The sequence below is a fragment of the Methylobacterium sp. CM6246 genome (genome assembly GCF_054818005.1).
On record NZ_JBTXKY010000003.1, the window covers coordinates 181,843 to 195,369 of the forward strand.

General features: G+C 62.2%; 23 protein-coding genes and 1 pseudogene. 15 read left to right on the forward strand and 9 right to left on the reverse strand.

Going from position 1 to position 13,527, the window contains the following annotated elements:
• Window positions 1-7: 7 nt before the first annotated feature.
• Both ACYQPG_RS31090 and ACYQPG_RS31095 read right to left on the reverse strand, forming a co-directional pair.
• Window positions 8-229: a DUF6894 family protein gene (locus tag ACYQPG_RS31090; protein WP_461232772.1), complete on the reverse strand. Its 222-nt coding sequence runs from the start codon at window positions 227-229 to the stop codon at window positions 8-10.
• A 565-nt stretch (window positions 230-794) separates the two neighbouring features.
• Complete coding sequence (locus ACYQPG_RS31095) at window positions 795-1,355, reverse strand: tellurite resistance TerB family protein (protein WP_461232773.1); 561 nt, start codon at window positions 1,353-1,355, stop codon at window positions 795-797.
• 100 nt (window positions 1,356-1,455) lie between these two features.
• Between ACYQPG_RS31095 and ACYQPG_RS31100 the strand changes: the two genes are divergently transcribed.
• Window positions 1,456-1,773: a hypothetical protein gene (locus ACYQPG_RS31100; protein WP_461232774.1), complete on the forward strand. Its 318-nt coding sequence runs from the start codon at window positions 1,456-1,458 to the stop codon at window positions 1,771-1,773.
• A gap of 20 nt (window positions 1,774-1,793) precedes the next feature.
• Here the strand turns inward: ACYQPG_RS31100 and ACYQPG_RS31105 are convergent, their stop codons facing one another.
• Complete coding sequence (locus tag ACYQPG_RS31105; protein ID WP_461232775.1) at window positions 1,794-2,312, reverse strand: Ros/MucR family transcriptional regulator; 519 nt, start codon at window positions 2,310-2,312, stop codon at window positions 1,794-1,796.
• Window positions 2,313-2,490: 178 nt separating this feature from the next.
• On the opposite strand from ACYQPG_RS31105, the gene ACYQPG_RS31110 reads away from it, so the two are divergent.
• The 4 genes and pseudogenes from ACYQPG_RS31110 to ACYQPG_RS31125 all read left to right on the forward strand — a co-directional run bounded on the left by ACYQPG_RS31110 (window position 2,491) and on the right by ACYQPG_RS31125 (window position 3,508).
• Window positions 2,491-2,799 carry a hypothetical protein gene (locus ACYQPG_RS31110; RefSeq protein ID WP_461232776.1) on the forward strand — a complete coding sequence of 103 codons (309 nt, stop codon included), beginning with the start codon at window positions 2,491-2,493 and terminating at the stop codon, window positions 2,797-2,799.
• A 60-nt stretch (window positions 2,800-2,859) separates the two neighbouring features.
• A complete protein-coding gene (locus ACYQPG_RS31115; protein WP_461232777.1) occupies window positions 2,860-3,153 on the forward strand; it encodes a hypothetical protein in 294 nt (97 codons plus the stop codon).
• Window positions 3,143-3,319 (forward strand): annotated as a pseudogene (locus ACYQPG_RS31120) (HGGxSTG domain-containing protein); the annotation flags it as partial. The gene ACYQPG_RS31115 and the pseudogene ACYQPG_RS31120, both read left to right, overlap by 11 nt.
• A 63-nt stretch (window positions 3,320-3,382) precedes the next feature.
• Window positions 3,383-3,508: a hypothetical protein gene (locus ACYQPG_RS31125; RefSeq protein WP_461232922.1), complete on the forward strand. Its 126-nt coding sequence runs from the start codon at window positions 3,383-3,385 to the stop codon at window positions 3,506-3,508.
• Between the two features lie 298 nt (window positions 3,509-3,806).
• Here the strand turns inward: ACYQPG_RS31125 and ACYQPG_RS31130 are convergent, their stop codons facing one another.
• Complete coding sequence (locus tag ACYQPG_RS31130; protein WP_461232778.1) at window positions 3,807-4,028, reverse strand: hypothetical protein; 222 nt, start codon at window positions 4,026-4,028, stop codon at window positions 3,807-3,809.
• 66 nt (window positions 4,029-4,094) lie between these two features.
• The gene (locus tag ACYQPG_RS31135) at window positions 4,095-4,790 is read right to left on the reverse strand and encodes a sigma-70 family RNA polymerase sigma factor (RefSeq protein ID WP_461232779.1); all 696 of its coding nucleotides are present in this window, start codon (window positions 4,788-4,790) and stop codon (window positions 4,095-4,097) included.
• Window positions 4,791-4,868: 78 nt separating this feature from the next.
• On the opposite strand from ACYQPG_RS31135, the gene ACYQPG_RS31140 reads away from it, so the two are divergent.
• The 5 genes from ACYQPG_RS31140 (at window position 4,869) to ACYQPG_RS31160 (ending at window position 6,896) form a co-directional block, all read left to right on the forward strand.
• Entirely contained in the window at window positions 4,869-5,252 is a 384-nt protein-coding gene (locus ACYQPG_RS31140) for an ArsR/SmtB family transcription factor (RefSeq protein WP_461232780.1), read from the forward strand.
• Between the two features lie 143 nt (window positions 5,253-5,395).
• Window positions 5,396-5,560: a hypothetical protein gene (locus ACYQPG_RS31145; protein WP_461232781.1), complete on the forward strand. Its 165-nt coding sequence runs from the start codon at window positions 5,396-5,398 to the stop codon at window positions 5,558-5,560.
• A gap of 187 nt (window positions 5,561-5,747) precedes the next feature.
• A complete protein-coding gene (locus ACYQPG_RS31150; RefSeq protein ID WP_461232782.1) occupies window positions 5,748-6,068 on the forward strand; it encodes a hypothetical protein in 321 nt (106 codons plus the stop codon).
• Window positions 6,069-6,259: 191 nt separating this feature from the next.
• Window positions 6,260-6,511 (forward strand): PilZ domain-containing protein, encoded by a 252-nt coding sequence (locus ACYQPG_RS31155; protein WP_461232783.1) that lies wholly within the window; start codon window positions 6,260-6,262, stop codon window positions 6,509-6,511.
• 142 nt (window positions 6,512-6,653) lie between these two features.
• Window positions 6,654-6,896: a hypothetical protein gene (locus ACYQPG_RS31160; RefSeq protein ID WP_461232784.1), complete on the forward strand. Its 243-nt coding sequence runs from the start codon at window positions 6,654-6,656 to the stop codon at window positions 6,894-6,896.
• Between the two features lie 436 nt (window positions 6,897-7,332).
• Here the strand turns inward: ACYQPG_RS31160 and ACYQPG_RS31165 are convergent, their stop codons facing one another.
• Window positions 7,333-7,509, reverse strand: a complete 177-nt coding sequence (locus ACYQPG_RS31165; protein ID WP_461232785.1) for a hypothetical protein — start codon at window positions 7,507-7,509, stop codon at window positions 7,333-7,335.
• A 65-nt stretch (window positions 7,510-7,574) separates the two neighbouring features.
• On the opposite strand from ACYQPG_RS31165, the gene ACYQPG_RS31170 reads away from it, so the two are divergent.
• Entirely contained in the window at window positions 7,575-7,820 is a 246-nt protein-coding gene (locus tag ACYQPG_RS31170) for a hypothetical protein (protein WP_461232786.1), read from the forward strand.
• Window positions 7,821-9,280: 1,460 nt separating this feature from the next.
• Entirely contained in the window at window positions 9,281-9,694 is a 414-nt protein-coding gene (locus tag ACYQPG_RS31175) for a hypothetical protein (protein ID WP_461232787.1), read from the forward strand.
• 227 nt (window positions 9,695-9,921) lie between these two features.
• Here ACYQPG_RS31175 and ACYQPG_RS31180 read toward each other — a convergent pair whose 3' ends face one another.
• The gene (locus tag ACYQPG_RS31180) at window positions 9,922-10,068 is read right to left on the reverse strand and encodes a hypothetical protein (RefSeq protein WP_461232788.1); all 147 of its coding nucleotides are present in this window, start codon (window positions 10,066-10,068) and stop codon (window positions 9,922-9,924) included.
• 63 nt (window positions 10,069-10,131) lie between these two features.
• Here ACYQPG_RS31180 and ACYQPG_RS31185 point away from each other — a divergent pair, with 63 nt between their 5' ends.
• A complete protein-coding gene (locus ACYQPG_RS31185) occupies window positions 10,132-10,290 on the forward strand; it encodes a hypothetical protein (protein WP_461232923.1) in 159 nt (52 codons plus the stop codon).
• Window positions 10,291-10,449: 159 nt separating this feature from the next.
• Here the strand turns inward: ACYQPG_RS31185 and ACYQPG_RS31190 are convergent, their stop codons facing one another.
• Window positions 10,450-10,998 carry a PAS domain-containing protein gene (locus ACYQPG_RS31190; RefSeq protein ID WP_461232789.1) on the reverse strand — a complete coding sequence of 183 codons (549 nt, stop codon included), beginning with the start codon at window positions 10,996-10,998 and terminating at the stop codon, window positions 10,450-10,452.
• A 222-nt stretch (window positions 10,999-11,220) separates the two neighbouring features.
• Between ACYQPG_RS31190 and ACYQPG_RS31195 the strand changes: the two genes are divergently transcribed.
• Window positions 11,221-11,457, forward strand: coding sequence for a hypothetical protein (locus ACYQPG_RS31195; protein ID WP_461232790.1), 237 nt, complete (start codon window positions 11,221-11,223; stop codon window positions 11,455-11,457).
• Between the two features lie 494 nt (window positions 11,458-11,951).
• On the opposite strand, the gene ACYQPG_RS31200 is transcribed toward ACYQPG_RS31195, so the two are convergent.
• On the reverse strand, window positions 11,952-12,215 hold the full coding sequence (locus ACYQPG_RS31200) for a hypothetical protein (protein ID WP_461232791.1): 264 nt from the start codon (window positions 12,213-12,215) through the stop codon (window positions 11,952-11,954).
• A gap of 432 nt (window positions 12,216-12,647) precedes the next feature.
• Between ACYQPG_RS31200 and ACYQPG_RS31205 the strand changes: the two genes are divergently transcribed.
• Complete coding sequence (locus ACYQPG_RS31205; protein WP_461232792.1) at window positions 12,648-13,073, forward strand: VOC family protein; 426 nt, start codon at window positions 12,648-12,650, stop codon at window positions 13,071-13,073.
• The last annotated feature ends 454 nt before the right edge of the window (window positions 13,074-13,527 follow it).

Genomic DNA, 13,527 nt, shown 5'->3' on the forward strand with positions numbered 1-13,527 from the left:
ACCTATCTCATTGCTCGATAGGTATGCTCCCAATTGGCGACCCAGCCTCATCTCGCACGATGAGTGCCCACGACGCATCCGGATCAACTTTGATGACGTCATACGCCATTTCGGCGACGACAACTCGTGCTTCGGCGAGCACCTCATCAAGGCTTACACCTTCGACGCCAACCTCGTCTCGGATGGTTTCGTCGCCGTTTGTCACATCGAAAAAGAACCGTGTGGACACTGCCAAGCTCCTTGAAGCACGATCATTACGCGGAGCGGCTGGCACGTCGGCCTACGTAGTTCGACTTCATGCTAAGGATGGCGGGGGGGCAAATAAAGGTATCCAATCGGCCTTTCTGGGTACTTATTCCGGCTTGTCTTATATCAAAAAAACGCGCTAATAAGCAATCTCGCAATTGCTCAATTTTAAATTTAACTAAACAAGCTTAAAGTAATTATTAAATCATCAATGATCCAGGAGGCAGTAATGATTGCGGTGCCTGATCGGCTTTTCGCAATAGCTGATGCCACCATAGATATAAGCAAGCATAGGTTACGTTCTCATATCGCTAAAATCCTAGCAAAAATTCCGTCTGGTAAGCGGCTTCAGGCGGATTTTGGTCAGGATCGTGTCGAAGCTAAGCTCTTATAGATCGTGCGTTGCGCTCGACCCAACTGCTGCCATTCACGTCGCGCTGCGCGGTAGCCGTCTGGGTTCTAATTTCCGTACTCCGGTCAACCCGCGCTACCCCTGGACCGCGAGGCACCATCGCTTGCCGTAGCGATTGTCGGGGATGCCTTCGTTGTCAGGCCGCCAGTTCGTTATCGAGCCGGACCATGGCCTCGGCCGGAACATCCAGTGCCTCAGCCAACATCTTAAGGAACTGCCGCTCCTGTAGAGTGTCTGGTTCAATCGCCAGGCGAGCGGCCGCGTAGATGCGAGCCGCCTGCTGTGGACTGCTCACCCCCGCCGCGAGCTCATCCACGTCTGCCGGATCGGCCAATTCTTTATCCAGCCATGCAAGACCAGCAGGGCCGATCTTGGCAGCAGAGAGGGCACCATCGAGACGCTCTCGCTCTCCCGCATCCATCAGCCCATCAGCCATCGTGGCAGCCACCATGGCGCGGAGCATCGTTCGGGCCTCGTCCTCGCCGACCTCAGAATGATCGAACGGTGTGCGGGGAGTCGTAGGCGATTTTGCTTCCGGGGACGGAGGTGTCGTGTCTGATACAGGGGCGCGACCTGGAAGCGCCTTCAGCGCGAGACCGACGATTAGCGCGATGCCGCCCAGTGCAGCTGTCGCCGCAATGGTGCTACCCTGCCGATCGCGTACCAGCGCGTCGACCATCTGCTTCGATTTAGCCACGGAGGCCTCCCGCTACCGGACGGAATTCATCCTGCAACGGTTTGAGCGCCACGGTGGTTCATGGGGCCATCGGCGGGACGGGAAGCTACTGGGTAAGCTGATGCTGACGAAGCGATCTCAGGAAGGCGTCGAGATAGTGGGTCCATCAGGGGCGGATCAGGCACGCTCTATGGGGGAGGCCGCCGCTACAGCCTTTGAGGAGAGCGGCGGCCGGCTCAGCGACATGAACCGGGACGCGCTCGCTAGCGATCTTGCAGGGATCCTCGAACCACTCCTGGGCACGTGTACCAACGCGGAGTGGATCGAGGCCATCAATGCCCGACTAGATCGGTTGGAAGGCGAAACCGATAAGCCAGGCCCCCGACTTGAACGGTTCACGCCCAACGGCGCCGTCGAGATGACGGCACCGATCCCGTAACCCTTTCAACTACCAGTGCTCTACGCCTCAGCAGTGTCCTTAGCCTTCCGCGGCCGCCCGGCACGCTTCGGCTTGTCGGAGACGGTCTCAGTGGGGTCGGAAGCCTTCGGAGCGGCCTTCTTGCGCTGGTTGCCAAGACCGAGAGCCAAGGCGAGCTTCGAACGCTGCTCGGAGTAGCTGGCGGCCGTCGAGGGATAGTCGCGCGGCAGACCGTAGCGCTCCCGGTACTGCTCGATCGTCATACCGGCGCCGCTGAGATGGCGCTTCAGCGTCTTGTACGGCTTGCCATCGACAAAGCTGATCAACGCGTCAGGGGTGATCGACTTCCGGATCTGCGAGGGGGTGGGCTTGTCGACCGCTGGCGCTTCGGGTGCGCTGCCCTGTCTGAGCGCAGTTAACGCGCCGTGAATGCTGGCAAGCAGCTCCGGCATGTCACCAGGTCGGACAGAATTTTTTGAGACGTAGGCCGAGACAATATCAGCCGTCAGTTCGATGAAATCGACGGCCGGAGCGTCGATGGTCTCTGCGTTTTCGTCCACGTCATTAGCTCCAGATCTTTGACGCCGCATCCGCGCACACCTCATCGATAATGACAAGCTGCCCTACTGATAAATGATTTAATCAATCAGCGCAGACCTCACCTTGACGATGAGCTTTCTGTTGGCCGGTGTGATATCTGGCTGACTGCTTCGGCCAGCATCTTCGATGGGGATAATCATGACGGGGCTACGATCCGGAGATGCCCTCCTCGGTGCCTCACGCTGCCGCGTCGAGGAGCGCGGAGGACCGTCGGGCTACGCCGATCGGCAGGAGGCGACCGTGCGGGCGCCTGTGGAGGCTCCGAAGCGTACTGTGGGCGGCGAGCTCGTGCCGGGCGAGGACTTCGCCACCAGGACCCTGCCGGCCATCCTCGACACGCTGGTGAGCCTGGATGCGGTTGCGGCGGACGCCAGCCGCGACCGGCTCGACCTAGCCAAGAACACGGGCTCGCTCGAACTCGCCCTCGACACCGCCGACGCGATCTAGGCCGGTGATGCCCTGGAGCGGAAGCTCGCCCATCAACTCGCGACCACGCACGTCCTGGCGATGAAGGCGGCAGCCGTCATGGGCCAGCAGCTCGATATCGCGGACAGGACGATGGGCACGGCCAAGCAGGCGGCGTGCGTCGAGGCGGCCCGGATGGCGGGCGCGGTGGCCCGGATGAACGGGTCGTTCCAGCCCGGAATGCAGACCCTGCAGCGGGTGCGAGCAGGCGGACAGCAGACGGTGGTTGTTCAGCACAACTACGTCGGCGAGGGGGGCCAGGCCGTGATCGGTGGCCAGCAGCAGGTGGGGGGAGGGGCCGGACGGCGGAAAAGAGGGGGGCGGGGTGCAGCCTGATTTCGACAAACCACCTTATGAACCCGATTGGCGGGGCGCTTTAATTCGGGCCCGCGAGGCGGCTCGGTGTGGAGCCAAGACCGGAGCGGGCGGTTCCTGCCAATGCCCGGCCATGCCGAACGGGCGCTGCCGGATGCATGGGGGTGCCAGCACAGCGCCGAGGACGCTGGAGGGGCGTGAGCGTGCCAGGAAGGCGCCTCTGACCCACGGCCGGCGCTCGGCGGCTCACATGGCCATGAAGCGGCAGATGCGGGCGGCCTTCGTGCAACTCCGCGACATGGTGCGGGCCACCAACGCCGAGCTGCGGGAGGCAGAGGCGCTGCACCGGCAGATGCTTCGACGGCTCGGGCAGTAGGGTGCGGCTTTCGACCTTAGAGTAGCCCCTAGAGAGATACCCAATCGACGTGGCCAAGGAACTGGTCGACGAAGTTCCCAAGGATCGGGAGGGTCGACTTACAGGAGGCTACTGCGTTCGGCCGGGTCCTTCCCGCAGACCCAGATGCACAGCCAGTGCTAGCAAGGCGCTGAGCGAGACCCACTCCCCACCATCGACCTGCCAGAGTTCAAACTCGACGTCCGGTTCGACGGTATGGCAGCAAGCCTGGAGGACAGCCACCGCGATCAGGACCGGATCGTCCCTCACGAGCATTCTGTCACCGAGACGACTGTGACGCGCTCTGGGGGCTGGCGACCATCGTTTCTGCGAGCTGGAACAGCAGCTCACCCACGACACCAATCGGCAGCAGGACGCAGGTCTCACCGCCATCCGCCTCGTACAATTGAACGGCCAACGTATCACCACCGTCGGTGATTTCGACCGACTGCACCCCTGTGGCGGCCAGAACGTAGCGACGCTCGATCTCAGACAAGGCCATCCTCATGGATCTTACCGCGCGGCGGCGCAGGGTGAGATGCTTACGATTGCGGCGGTGGGTGGCGCCTCAGGCCGACACACGCCGGTCCTGCGTCCCAAGCTGCTCAACCAAGACTGCACGCGCTCGGCTGACACGGCTCTTGACCGTGCCGACCTGACACCCGAGCTTCGCCGCCGCTTCTTCGTAGGTGTGACCCTCGGCGCCGACTAAGAGGAGGGCTTGGCGTTGGGTCGATGGTAACCTACCAATCTTGTCCCAGACGACCTTGAGCGTGCTGGCATCTTCCTGATCTGCCAGAGCCGTCAGCTTGCCGGCTTGGACCCCATCAGCGTCCTCAATCTCACGCTTGCGCTTCCGCATCTCGGTGTAGAGCTGGTTACGCAGTATCGTGAATAGCCAAGCCGTGAAGTTCGTTCCGGGAGTGAAGTGGTGCCACTTCGTCCAGGCGCGTGCGAACGTCTCCTGCACGAGGTCGTCGGCACGGCTCACGTCGCCGGTGAGCGAGAGCGCAAAGGTGCGCAGGGCTGGCAGTGCCTTCACCAGATCGTCGCGGAACTCATTCGCGACCGTCCGCCCAGTCCGAGCGAACGCCGTCTCGAACCGAGTGACGAGTTCCGCCAGTGCTACCGGCAAAGGCTCTTGCTCAATGCCGCTAAAGTACTCTCGTAACGAAGAAGTCAGGGGCTCCGAAAGAACCGGTGAAAGTCCCGCGTTGTTTGTCTGGCAGACCTCTGGCGAATTTTCTTGAAAAATATCGCGCATAATGTGATCAGATCCAGGTCACTACGGCCAAGCTGTTTGTAACAACTCCAATTTCGATATCAATCGAAACATGAACGCATGCTAAACGACGATAAGGCTTTAACCGTACTGTCCGCCCTGGCCCAGGGAACGCGTTTGCAGGTCCTGCGCGCGCTTCTGCGGAGCCACCCAGTCGGCTTGGCCGCTGGACGCATCGCTGCTGCGGTCGAAGGTACGCCCTCGACGATGTCGTTCCACCTGGCGCAGCTTGAACAGGCCGGCCTAGCCCGGTCGCGACGTCAGGCGACATCGGTGATCTACACGGCCGTTCCCGAGGCACTGGGCGAGCTCGTTGCGTACCTGATGGAGGAATGCTGCGGTGGCCGCCCCGAGCTGCGTGCTCCCCTCGGGGATGCGGTTCTGCTCAATCTGCCGGCAGGACGACCCGGCTCGTGTTGCGGGTCCGGGGACAGCAAACCGTAAGGCCGTTCGAACGTAGCTATCTCGGCAAGCACTCGGCCAGCGCCTGAAGGGCATCGGCAGCGGCCTGGTGGCTGGCTCGGATCACGGCGTCACGGACCTTAGCCATCACTCACCGTGTTTCTCTCAAACACGGAGAGCGCTCGATGTCCGACAAGCCGCTGACCGCCAACACGCAGGATCTCGCCAACACCGAGTACGACGCAGAGCGCTGGGCTCAGGTCGGTGCCGAGCAACAGTCCCTTCCGCCGATCACCCCCAAGGCGCCTTCAGACCCCGCTGAAGGCCCGGAGGTCGGCCTGACGCAGTAGGGTACCGATGAGGACGCGATCGTGAAGCGAGAAACGGACGTTTGAGGATTGCAAACAGGCGACAGTACCCCGGAAGCATTCTGCCCCCTCGTAGGTGCACCCCAGTGCGTCCTGCTCCTGTTGGTTCTGGCTTGGAAGAAACCGGCTTAGCGCCGACGAGTTTCGACCCGCACCGCGGAGGAAAATGATGTCGGACAGCACCTTAGCTTCAGTGACGTTCCCATCCCTCAAGGCAGCACGATCCGCGCGCGACCGCCTCGCTCGCGCGGGATTTGCCCGCAACAGCATTGACATCGACCGGCAGGGCGACGCGTTCGAGGTCTCGATCAACACCCGCGAGGAGAACCGAGACCGTGCCGAGCGCATCCTGACAGGCTCGCCGCTGGGCAACGATCTGCGACACTTTGGAGAGCGAGCTGCTGACTTCGTTCAGGCCAACCGCTCCCTTGCCTTTGGCCTCGCGGCGCTGACCGGTTTCGCGCACTTCAGTCTGACGAACCGACGCTGAGATTGGTCGCGCAGGAGGGGGGCTATGCCTGCTGGCGAGTGCTGCAGTTCCGGATCCGGAACGGAGCTCGCCCGCCGGCCACCTCTTATCCATGGCTCATACACAGCTTAGCCTAATGACGCCCTCTACAACGGCTATTAGGCAACCTTTCAGACCTACTCTTAGCGTACAACGCCGCTGAGACCCGCTTAATGACCGCAGTTCTTCCACGTTCCCATCGCCAATCCGTATCCAGATCGGCGGTCATCTCGCACGACGGGTGGATGACCGGGTGCTCTGTCGCCGATATCTCCGTTGGTGGAGCGCGGCTGCTGGTGTCAGGCTGTGTGACGGTGCCAGACCAATTTGAGCTTCAGACCTACCTATCTGGTAATCTGCGCCGGTGCCGAACCGTGTGGCGTGAGGAGGGGCAGGTCGGCGTCGAGTTCGTCGATTGGGTTTGAGCCTCGATCGTGACGGTGGTGATGAGTGCCATCTGCCGTACCACCCTGGTGCAGGCGCCGTAGGCGACCGTAGTGGGTGGCGGCCTGAGTGGAACGCGAACCTGCCAGGTCCGTTACTGCCCGAGCTTTGGAGGATACCGTCGTGAGGAATATCATTGCTGGTGGGCTCATTGCAGTCGGCCTTTTCACCGTCCCAAGCCTGCCGGCTTCCGCGCAGAGCATTGATATCGGACCGGGTGGGGTGAGGGTCGATCCGCGTTCATCGCGCGAGCGCGACCGAGATGAAATGCGCCGCGAGGACCGTCGTGAGGAGTTCCGCGAAGGGCGGCGCGATCCGCTCCGTCGCGACGAGCGCCTACGCCGTGAGGACGATGACGAGGATTGAGTCGATCCGCCGGCACTTGCGAGCGCCCTCAGCGCCTTGTCCAACGCCGATTACGACCGCTCAGGCGGCCGAGGGTAGGCCCGTAGCTCCTCAGCTGATCGCGTCCGAGCTCGCGGCATCCAAGCCGGTGGCATCACTGGCACCAGCATCACCGGAACAGCTGCGGAAGCCTGCGGCGCCGCGGCGACACAAGATGGCACAGCGTCGGCCCCACTTGCGCCCAGCCTCACTGGCCCGCAGTGCGTCGAGATCACTCGCTAGGGATGAGCAAGTCCCTGCACTCGAAGCAGCTCCGAAGGTTGCCGACCGTTTCGATCCGATCGGCAGCCTGATCCATGGCCTTGGCTAAGATAGCTAACCGCGAAGCGCCGGCTTGCCGGTGGGTAAGACGCCCCGCAGGAGCGGTGCGAGGTAGCGGGTCCGCGCGACGGTAGTGCTAAGCGTTCCGGTCGGAGAACGCCCAGCACCCGTCATCGACCTTGGCCTGATACGCAAAGCGATCCACGACGCCCGGCAGATCCGCAATGCGGATGCGGTCTCCTTCGGCATCGTGCGCCGTACGCTCGATCAGCAGCTGGCACAGGGCCGGGAGCTCACAAAAGCCGCCGTTCACCGCGGATATCGGTTCGCACGGGCCGCGCCATTCCAGTAAGCTTTTGGCTGGACGGGAGCTAAGCCATGAGCGAGCCCACCGAAGACGACGTGCTGGCGCGCGCCAAGCGCACGTTTATCGCCAAGAACCATGACGACCGCGCGTGGGATGCAGGGTTCACCGACCGCGAGGCCCGTCAGGGCCACAACGTCGCCTGCCTGTCGGAGCTTGAGCGACAGGAGTACCTTGAGCAGGCGCGCCATGAGCTTCGAACCAGTTCACCGGCCGAGCGAGCAGATCGCTGCAAGGCGGGGCGCAAGGGGATCGAGTGATTACCCTCCGATCGCCAGCGCATCGGTCACCAGCCGGTTGATGACAGCGTGCCGTTTTGCCTGACGCAGCACGATGCCGGCAGCTGCCCGCGCGTTGGCTGCGCGCAGTTCTCCATGCGGTTGACCATCACGCAGAGCGCGCCACGCCATAGCGCGAAACCATCGTACGTTAGCAACAGCTACAGTACGATGATGCGTGATCGGCCCACGTCGCTGCGGGCTGGGTGAAATTATAACCTGCATGGAATCAATCCTGGACGGCAAAATACACCCGTCCGCGAACTGACGTTGTGATCGCATTATCTGCTATGTGGCGCAATACTTGATTTGAGGGTTATACGAAATTTAGGACGACGAAAGAGCTCAAATCAATCTGGATTAAGATATCCGTTGGCTCGCAGCAGACCTGTCTGCCAATCGAGCCATTATAGTCAGCGCGCGCTCGCCCAACCTGAGGGGTTGGGACATCTGCTCGCTCTTGGCTCTCGGCTCACAATCATTCCTACGCCTGCAGCAATCAGACGGTGTCCAACAGCACATCGAGCCGGGGAGCTTGAGCATAGATCTTCCTCAACGACGGCAGCCGCCGCCCACCTTGTTGGAGATCGTCATGCCCCTCTCATCCCGCCTCGTCCTGCTCAGCGGTGTTGTCGTCCCGGCTGGTGCCTTCCTCGTCGGCGCGTACGTTGCCCTCGTCAGCCTCGCCCTGCCGATGCACTTCGCCTGACACTGTAGAGCATTTGGGGCTTCCCCCAGATGCTTCCGGTACCCGTATCAAATCGCTACGGAAACGAGCCGTTAACCATATCGGCGGACCCTTGCTGCAGCAGCGAAGCGGCGAGGATCCTATGGCAGCTTTACCCTGGCCAACGGCAGCGTTCTTGGCGCGGTACCCAGTGCCGATCGGACTGATTTCGTCCCTCTACCGCGCAGACGATGGCGAGCGCGACCGCTTGCTGTCTGCCCTACCCGAGCACGGGCGCGCGCGGGTTGCTGCCTACTGTGCCGAGACGGAGCGGCTGCAACCACTAGACCTGCGTGTAGCCTCTACCTGCGCGGAGGCGAGTCTTATCCGAGCGGCGGGGGCCACGATCGGCGCCAGCCTGTTTGCACGTTCTCGGCATGACGTAGCAGCGGCACACTGAACGCAGCATGCCGGCTGTTAGAGAACCAACCTGCGAGGTGAAGATCGAAGAGGCGTGGCAGCCCGTTAGCTTGACGGAGGCACGCACGATCTATGGTGCAGCTTCCAGGCGCTGCCCCGCCTGCCCCGGCCAGGTGACCATCGCCGGCAACTTCACTCCTACCGGTGGCTACACGATATACCACCGCCGAAGCCATCCCGGTTGCCCGCTGACGCCTGCTACGTTCTCCGGCACCCCATCACGGACCCCACAGGCGATGAGGTAACGCCGGCCTAACTCCGAGATCCTGGCGTAGCTTGGAACAGATCGTCTACGTTGGGGCTTGCCGCCGGCGATCATCTCGATGTGCTGGCGATTGCCGGAGAGACGGTCGTGCGCAGCCGAGCCCTCGTAGCCCTGGCCCTTGCCGTCGGTGTGCACGTCGCGCCCGTTCACGCGCAAAGTCAGGATGAGCAAGCCCTGGGCCTGCTTCGCGCCGCCAGCGCGCAGTCGGCGATCATCACGTTCTGCGGCAAGCACTATGCGATCGACGGTACGACCGCCTTGCGGATCTCTCAGACGGCGCGTGACGTGGCCACCAAGGTGCTCGGCCAGGAACAGGCCAATGCCGCCTTCAAAGACGAACTGTCCCGGCGCTACGCCGAGGTGAAAGAGGTCGGCGAGCAACAGTGGTGCACTGAACAGCGTGCAGCGTTTGCAGAGGGCGAGCCCCGGATCTTCAAGAACTGAGGCGGTGAGCGGGCACCTTCAGTCCGTCAGCACCGCGATGAGCGAGAACGACGTGGCGAGCACGAACGTGCCTGCTACTAGGGATGAGATCAACAACATGAAAAGACCTTGGGATGCCAAGCGGCTGTATTGTCCCAATGTCCCGCGCCCACTCTGAGTTGCGGCCTAAGGGTGCATGGCCGCCCGGCTCTCGCGGCTCTTCTCAAACGTGGCCAAGGTACAGGGCGTCAATCGCTCGCGTTGTCCCCGGCATCGTCGGCCTCCAGCAGCCAGTCGGGCAGGATCGGGATTTGACCTAGGCCCAGTGGCATGACTGATTTCTGGCGAACGACTGAGGCAGCCGCAGCCGCCTGCGTTCCGATGAGTGCTTTCATGCGATCCGTGAAGGCGCCTCACTGATACGCTTTCTTCACCATGGGTGGCACAGTGCCGGCACCATGCCGATCCGGCCCGAGCACCGCTTCTTCTACCCGATCGACTGGCGCGAGTTGTCGATGGCGATCCGCTTCGGCCGAGCGCAGGGCCGCGGTGAGAGCTGTGGGCGGCCGCACGGGCAGATGGTCTACCACCTCGGCTATCCCGCGAAACGGGCGTGACGCTCGGGTGCGCCCATACCGCATGCCCTGCGGGTACAGGATGCAGGCGCAGAGGGTTTCGAGTTGAAGGCCGCGGATCGCAGCCCGGATCTCAGAGGGTATGGGCCGAGCCACCGCGAAGCGACAGCCGGGGCCAACCCGTCGCGACCTCTCAGCACATCAATCTAACCGACGCCGAGCGATGGCTCGACCGATGCCTATCAGCAGCGTTTCGGAGAGGGTGCGCAGATCGACAAGAGTACCCTGCTTGAGCGCCGTGTGCGCCTCCAGGCAGTGATCGGCGGCCACGAACAGCGGATCCTCAACAACTGTCGTGAGCAGGGCTGCCGAGATCGCGGACCTGCGGTGGCTGTCCGTAGTATCGATGTAGGCACCAAGGCCCTGCATCACGCCGCTCTCGTTGTGCGAAAGGGTGCCTCGGTTGAGGATCCAGCGCACCTCGCCCGACTCGGTCAGGACCCGGAACTCAGCCGAGAACGGGCCACCGGTTCGCCGGACGCGACGAATACGCTCAAAGACCCAATCTCGGTCGTCCGGATGTGTACGTCCGAGCGCGGCTTCGAGGGGAAGCGGCTGGCCGGCGAGGCTGGCATTGCCGGCCAACACGGCAGCAGCGCCTTCATCAAGCACGGAGCGACCTGCGGCGACGTCCGTATTCCAAATACCGATCAACCCGGCTGCCCGCAAAGCTGGCACCGACGCAGTCATAGATACCATCGGGCTGCGCTTTCCTACGTCTGAGCTTCCATCTCAGACCTGGGTGTAATCGTTTGACATAGGTTATAAAACCGCAGCTGATCCGCGCCCGGTCGCTATGTCAAATGACACAATTGTGATTTGCGCAGGCGGATTATTTTGCGATGGGGGTAATGATATCAATCAGCGCAAATGTGTAGAATTCAACCCGGCCTGATGCTGCTAGGAAGAGAGATGGAATATTCCACCGCCCTCCTCAGATTGCAACGAATAGCACATACCCTAGGTGTTTCGGCGGATGTATTTTACAGTGCTGCCGACGATTCGAAAAACTTTAATGGCGACTTTAGGTGCGCGCAGACGTTAGAACTTTTGGATTTGTTCTCAAAGATTGCCGATCCGAAAATCAGACAGGCGTGCCTGGCGTATGTCCGGGATGCCGCAGAGGGTACCGGCAGAACCGAAGGCTAGCCTGCGGGCCTGCTGTGACCCGCACACGGGGTCACCCTTCGGCATCGCTGCTGGATCGAATCGCGGCAAGAGCGGCCGAAAGCGCACGCCAGCGCGGTGCCAGCCGTCGACCCACCTCTCTGATCGCCAGACCGTCAGCCTCAAGCCGGATCAGTGCCAGGGCGGCCTCCCTACCCCGTTCCCAGCCCGGTATGCCCGTACGTTTAGCGATTTGGGCAGCGGCTGCCGGCTCTGATGTGAGCGCCGCCAAAACGCGGATCCGGACGCGGACATTCCGGCGCCGACGGGCACCTGTGGGTTCGACGCGCGGCGCTATTGGAACCTCCCAACCCCGGCACGCAAGCCCAGATAGATAGCCAGCACCAGCACGTCCCCAGCAGTAAGCTAGTCACCGCCGTCCACGCGCCAGTTCTTGAACTCTTCGTCCGGCTCGACGATGTGGCCGCGGGTTGTGAGGACGGTGATGGCCTCGGCGACGGGATCTTCTTCAGGGATCACTTCTTCACCGGATGCGTCAGCAAGAGCGCCGATTTGACCGCAGCTCGCTTGCTGCCCGGCCTAGCTGTAGGCTCCTTCAAGATAGCCATTGCATGCCGGTCTGTCTTCACGGCTGCATTCAGGTCGATGATCCAGCCGGAAGCCAACTCGAACGGGCCGGTCTTGGGATTAGCCAGCACCGCATCGACCGCGGCGCTCAACTGCGCACCGGTGACCTCTCTGGATTTCACGAGGTCGGACAGGATCGGGGAGCTGGCCATACCGGATAGCTACTGCGCTTTACCGGCCCACCGCTCCAACCCAGGACAATTTTGCAACGCTTTCGAAGCTACCGGATCACGCTCCTGATTCGAACTCAGCGCCCGTCCGCACAGACCAGAATTGCAGCCCCCCCCGGGTCGGCTCAGTGTCACCCGACCCGTCAGTCTTAAGCTAACGAGTATATCCGAACGGCCCGGAGTCCCGTTCCACAAAATGCCTTGATGCGAATCATCCGGCGAGACAGCCGTTGCGCTGTATGTCCGTTATGGAGGAGCGGCAGAGGCCTCCTGAATGACCGCGATGGGCGCAAGGCCGAACGTCGGCTTTCTGGCAGCGACCCAACGGTGACTCACGACCGGGAGCGGACCTTGACGGCTGTCACCGACAGAGGCCCATAAAGGCTTCGCGCCTACGGCCGGAGGGCATCGGCCTTGGAACCACGACTGAGCCTCATCACACTCGGCGTCGCCGATCTCGGTCGAGCGACTGCCTTCTACGAAGGGTTGGGATGGCCCCGGCGCGTGCGGTTGGCGCAGGGTGTCGCCTTCTTTCAACTCGGCGGCTTGGGCCTGTCGCTGTATCCGCGTGCCAACCTCGCCGAGGACACTGGCGTGCCCTTGGAGAACCGGCCCTCTCAGGGCTTCACGCTCGCCTACAACACACGCAGCCGCGACGAGGTGGGCAGGGTGCTCGCGCAGGTGGAAGCTCTCGGTGGGCAAATCACGCGACACGCGCAAGATGCAGTCTGGGGTGGCCATCACGGGCACTTCTGCGATCTGGACGGTTTCCTGTGGGAGGTCGCTTGGAACCCGGATTTCATCCTCGCTGACGATGGCTGTCTCGTCCTGCCCGCGTAGTCTCCCTATGCGCGAAGGACATGTCCGATTGCCACCCCTCTCCGAAATTCAGAGGCCCGGTTGCAGATAGCTTGATCCAACTCTGTGATCGATACTGCTTAGCTTGACCACTTCCTCACGATTCTGCCGTGCTCCCGCGTTGTCGTTGCCCTAAACCCTCCGAACCGTGCCACTCCGACGCCGATCTCTGGCGGGAGCTGCCTCCTCCCATTCACGATCCTGGTCCGCCAGCAATGCGGCACGACGGGCCTCGATTGTCTCCAATTCCGCTGACAGCGCTTCCCTAGCCCCGTCGCCGGGGCAATGAGCGGTCGTCTTGCACGCTCCCAGAAAACGGGCGAGCGTCATGACGAAATGGTCTACCTCGATGGGCGTCACAATTCCTGTACCGAGAAGGTTGAGGCGTGAACGGCCGGCCATATCCGCACAAGAGCCGCCGGCGAACCCGAGCGCT

Coding starts and splice junctions, on each gene's coding strand:
- ACYQPG_RS31110 (WP_461232776.1), top strand. CDS start 2,491: ATGACGGGGCTACGATCCGGAGATGCCCTCCTCGGTGCCTCACGCTGC.
- ACYQPG_RS31180 (WP_461232788.1), bottom strand. CDS start 10,068: ATGAAAGCACTCATCGGAACGCAGGCGGCTGCGGCTGCCTCAGTCGTT.
- ACYQPG_RS31125 (WP_461232922.1), top strand. CDS start 3,383: ATGGCCATGAAGCGGCAGATGCGGGCGGCCTTCGTGCAACTCCGCGAC.
- ACYQPG_RS31170 (WP_461232786.1), top strand. CDS start 7,575: ATGAGCGAGCCCACCGAAGACGACGTGCTGGCGCGCGCCAAGCGCACG.
- ACYQPG_RS31155 (WP_461232783.1), top strand. CDS start 6,260: ATGACCGCAGTTCTTCCACGTTCCCATCGCCAATCCGTATCCAGATCG.
- ACYQPG_RS31115 (WP_461232777.1), top strand. CDS start 2,860: ATGAAGGCGGCAGCCGTCATGGGCCAGCAGCTCGATATCGCGGACAGG.
- ACYQPG_RS31130 (WP_461232778.1), bottom strand. CDS start 4,028: ATGGCCTTGTCTGAGATCGAGCGTCGCTACGTTCTGGCCGCCACAGGG.
- ACYQPG_RS31185 (WP_461232923.1), top strand. CDS start 10,132: ATGCCGATCCGGCCCGAGCACCGCTTCTTCTACCCGATCGACTGGCGC.
- ACYQPG_RS31145 (WP_461232781.1), top strand. CDS start 5,396: ATGTCCGACAAGCCGCTGACCGCCAACACGCAGGATCTCGCCAACACC.
- ACYQPG_RS31190 (WP_461232789.1), bottom strand. CDS start 10,998: ATGACTGCGTCGGTGCCAGCTTTGCGGGCAGCCGGGTTGATCGGTATT.
- ACYQPG_RS31140 (WP_461232780.1), top strand. CDS start 4,869: ATGCTAAACGACGATAAGGCTTTAACCGTACTGTCCGCCCTGGCCCAG.
- ACYQPG_RS31195 (WP_461232790.1), top strand. CDS start 11,221: ATGGAATATTCCACCGCCCTCCTCAGATTGCAACGAATAGCACATACC.
- ACYQPG_RS31135 (WP_461232779.1), bottom strand. CDS start 4,790: ATGCGCGATATTTTTCAAGAAAATTCGCCAGAGGTCTGCCAGACAAAC.
- ACYQPG_RS31200 (WP_461232791.1), bottom strand. CDS start 12,215: ATGGCCAGCTCCCCGATCCTGTCCGACCTCGTGAAATCCAGAGAGGTC.
- ACYQPG_RS31100 (WP_461232774.1), top strand. CDS start 1,456: ATGCTGACGAAGCGATCTCAGGAAGGCGTCGAGATAGTGGGTCCATCA.
- ACYQPG_RS31150 (WP_461232782.1), top strand. CDS start 5,748: ATGTCGGACAGCACCTTAGCTTCAGTGACGTTCCCATCCCTCAAGGCA.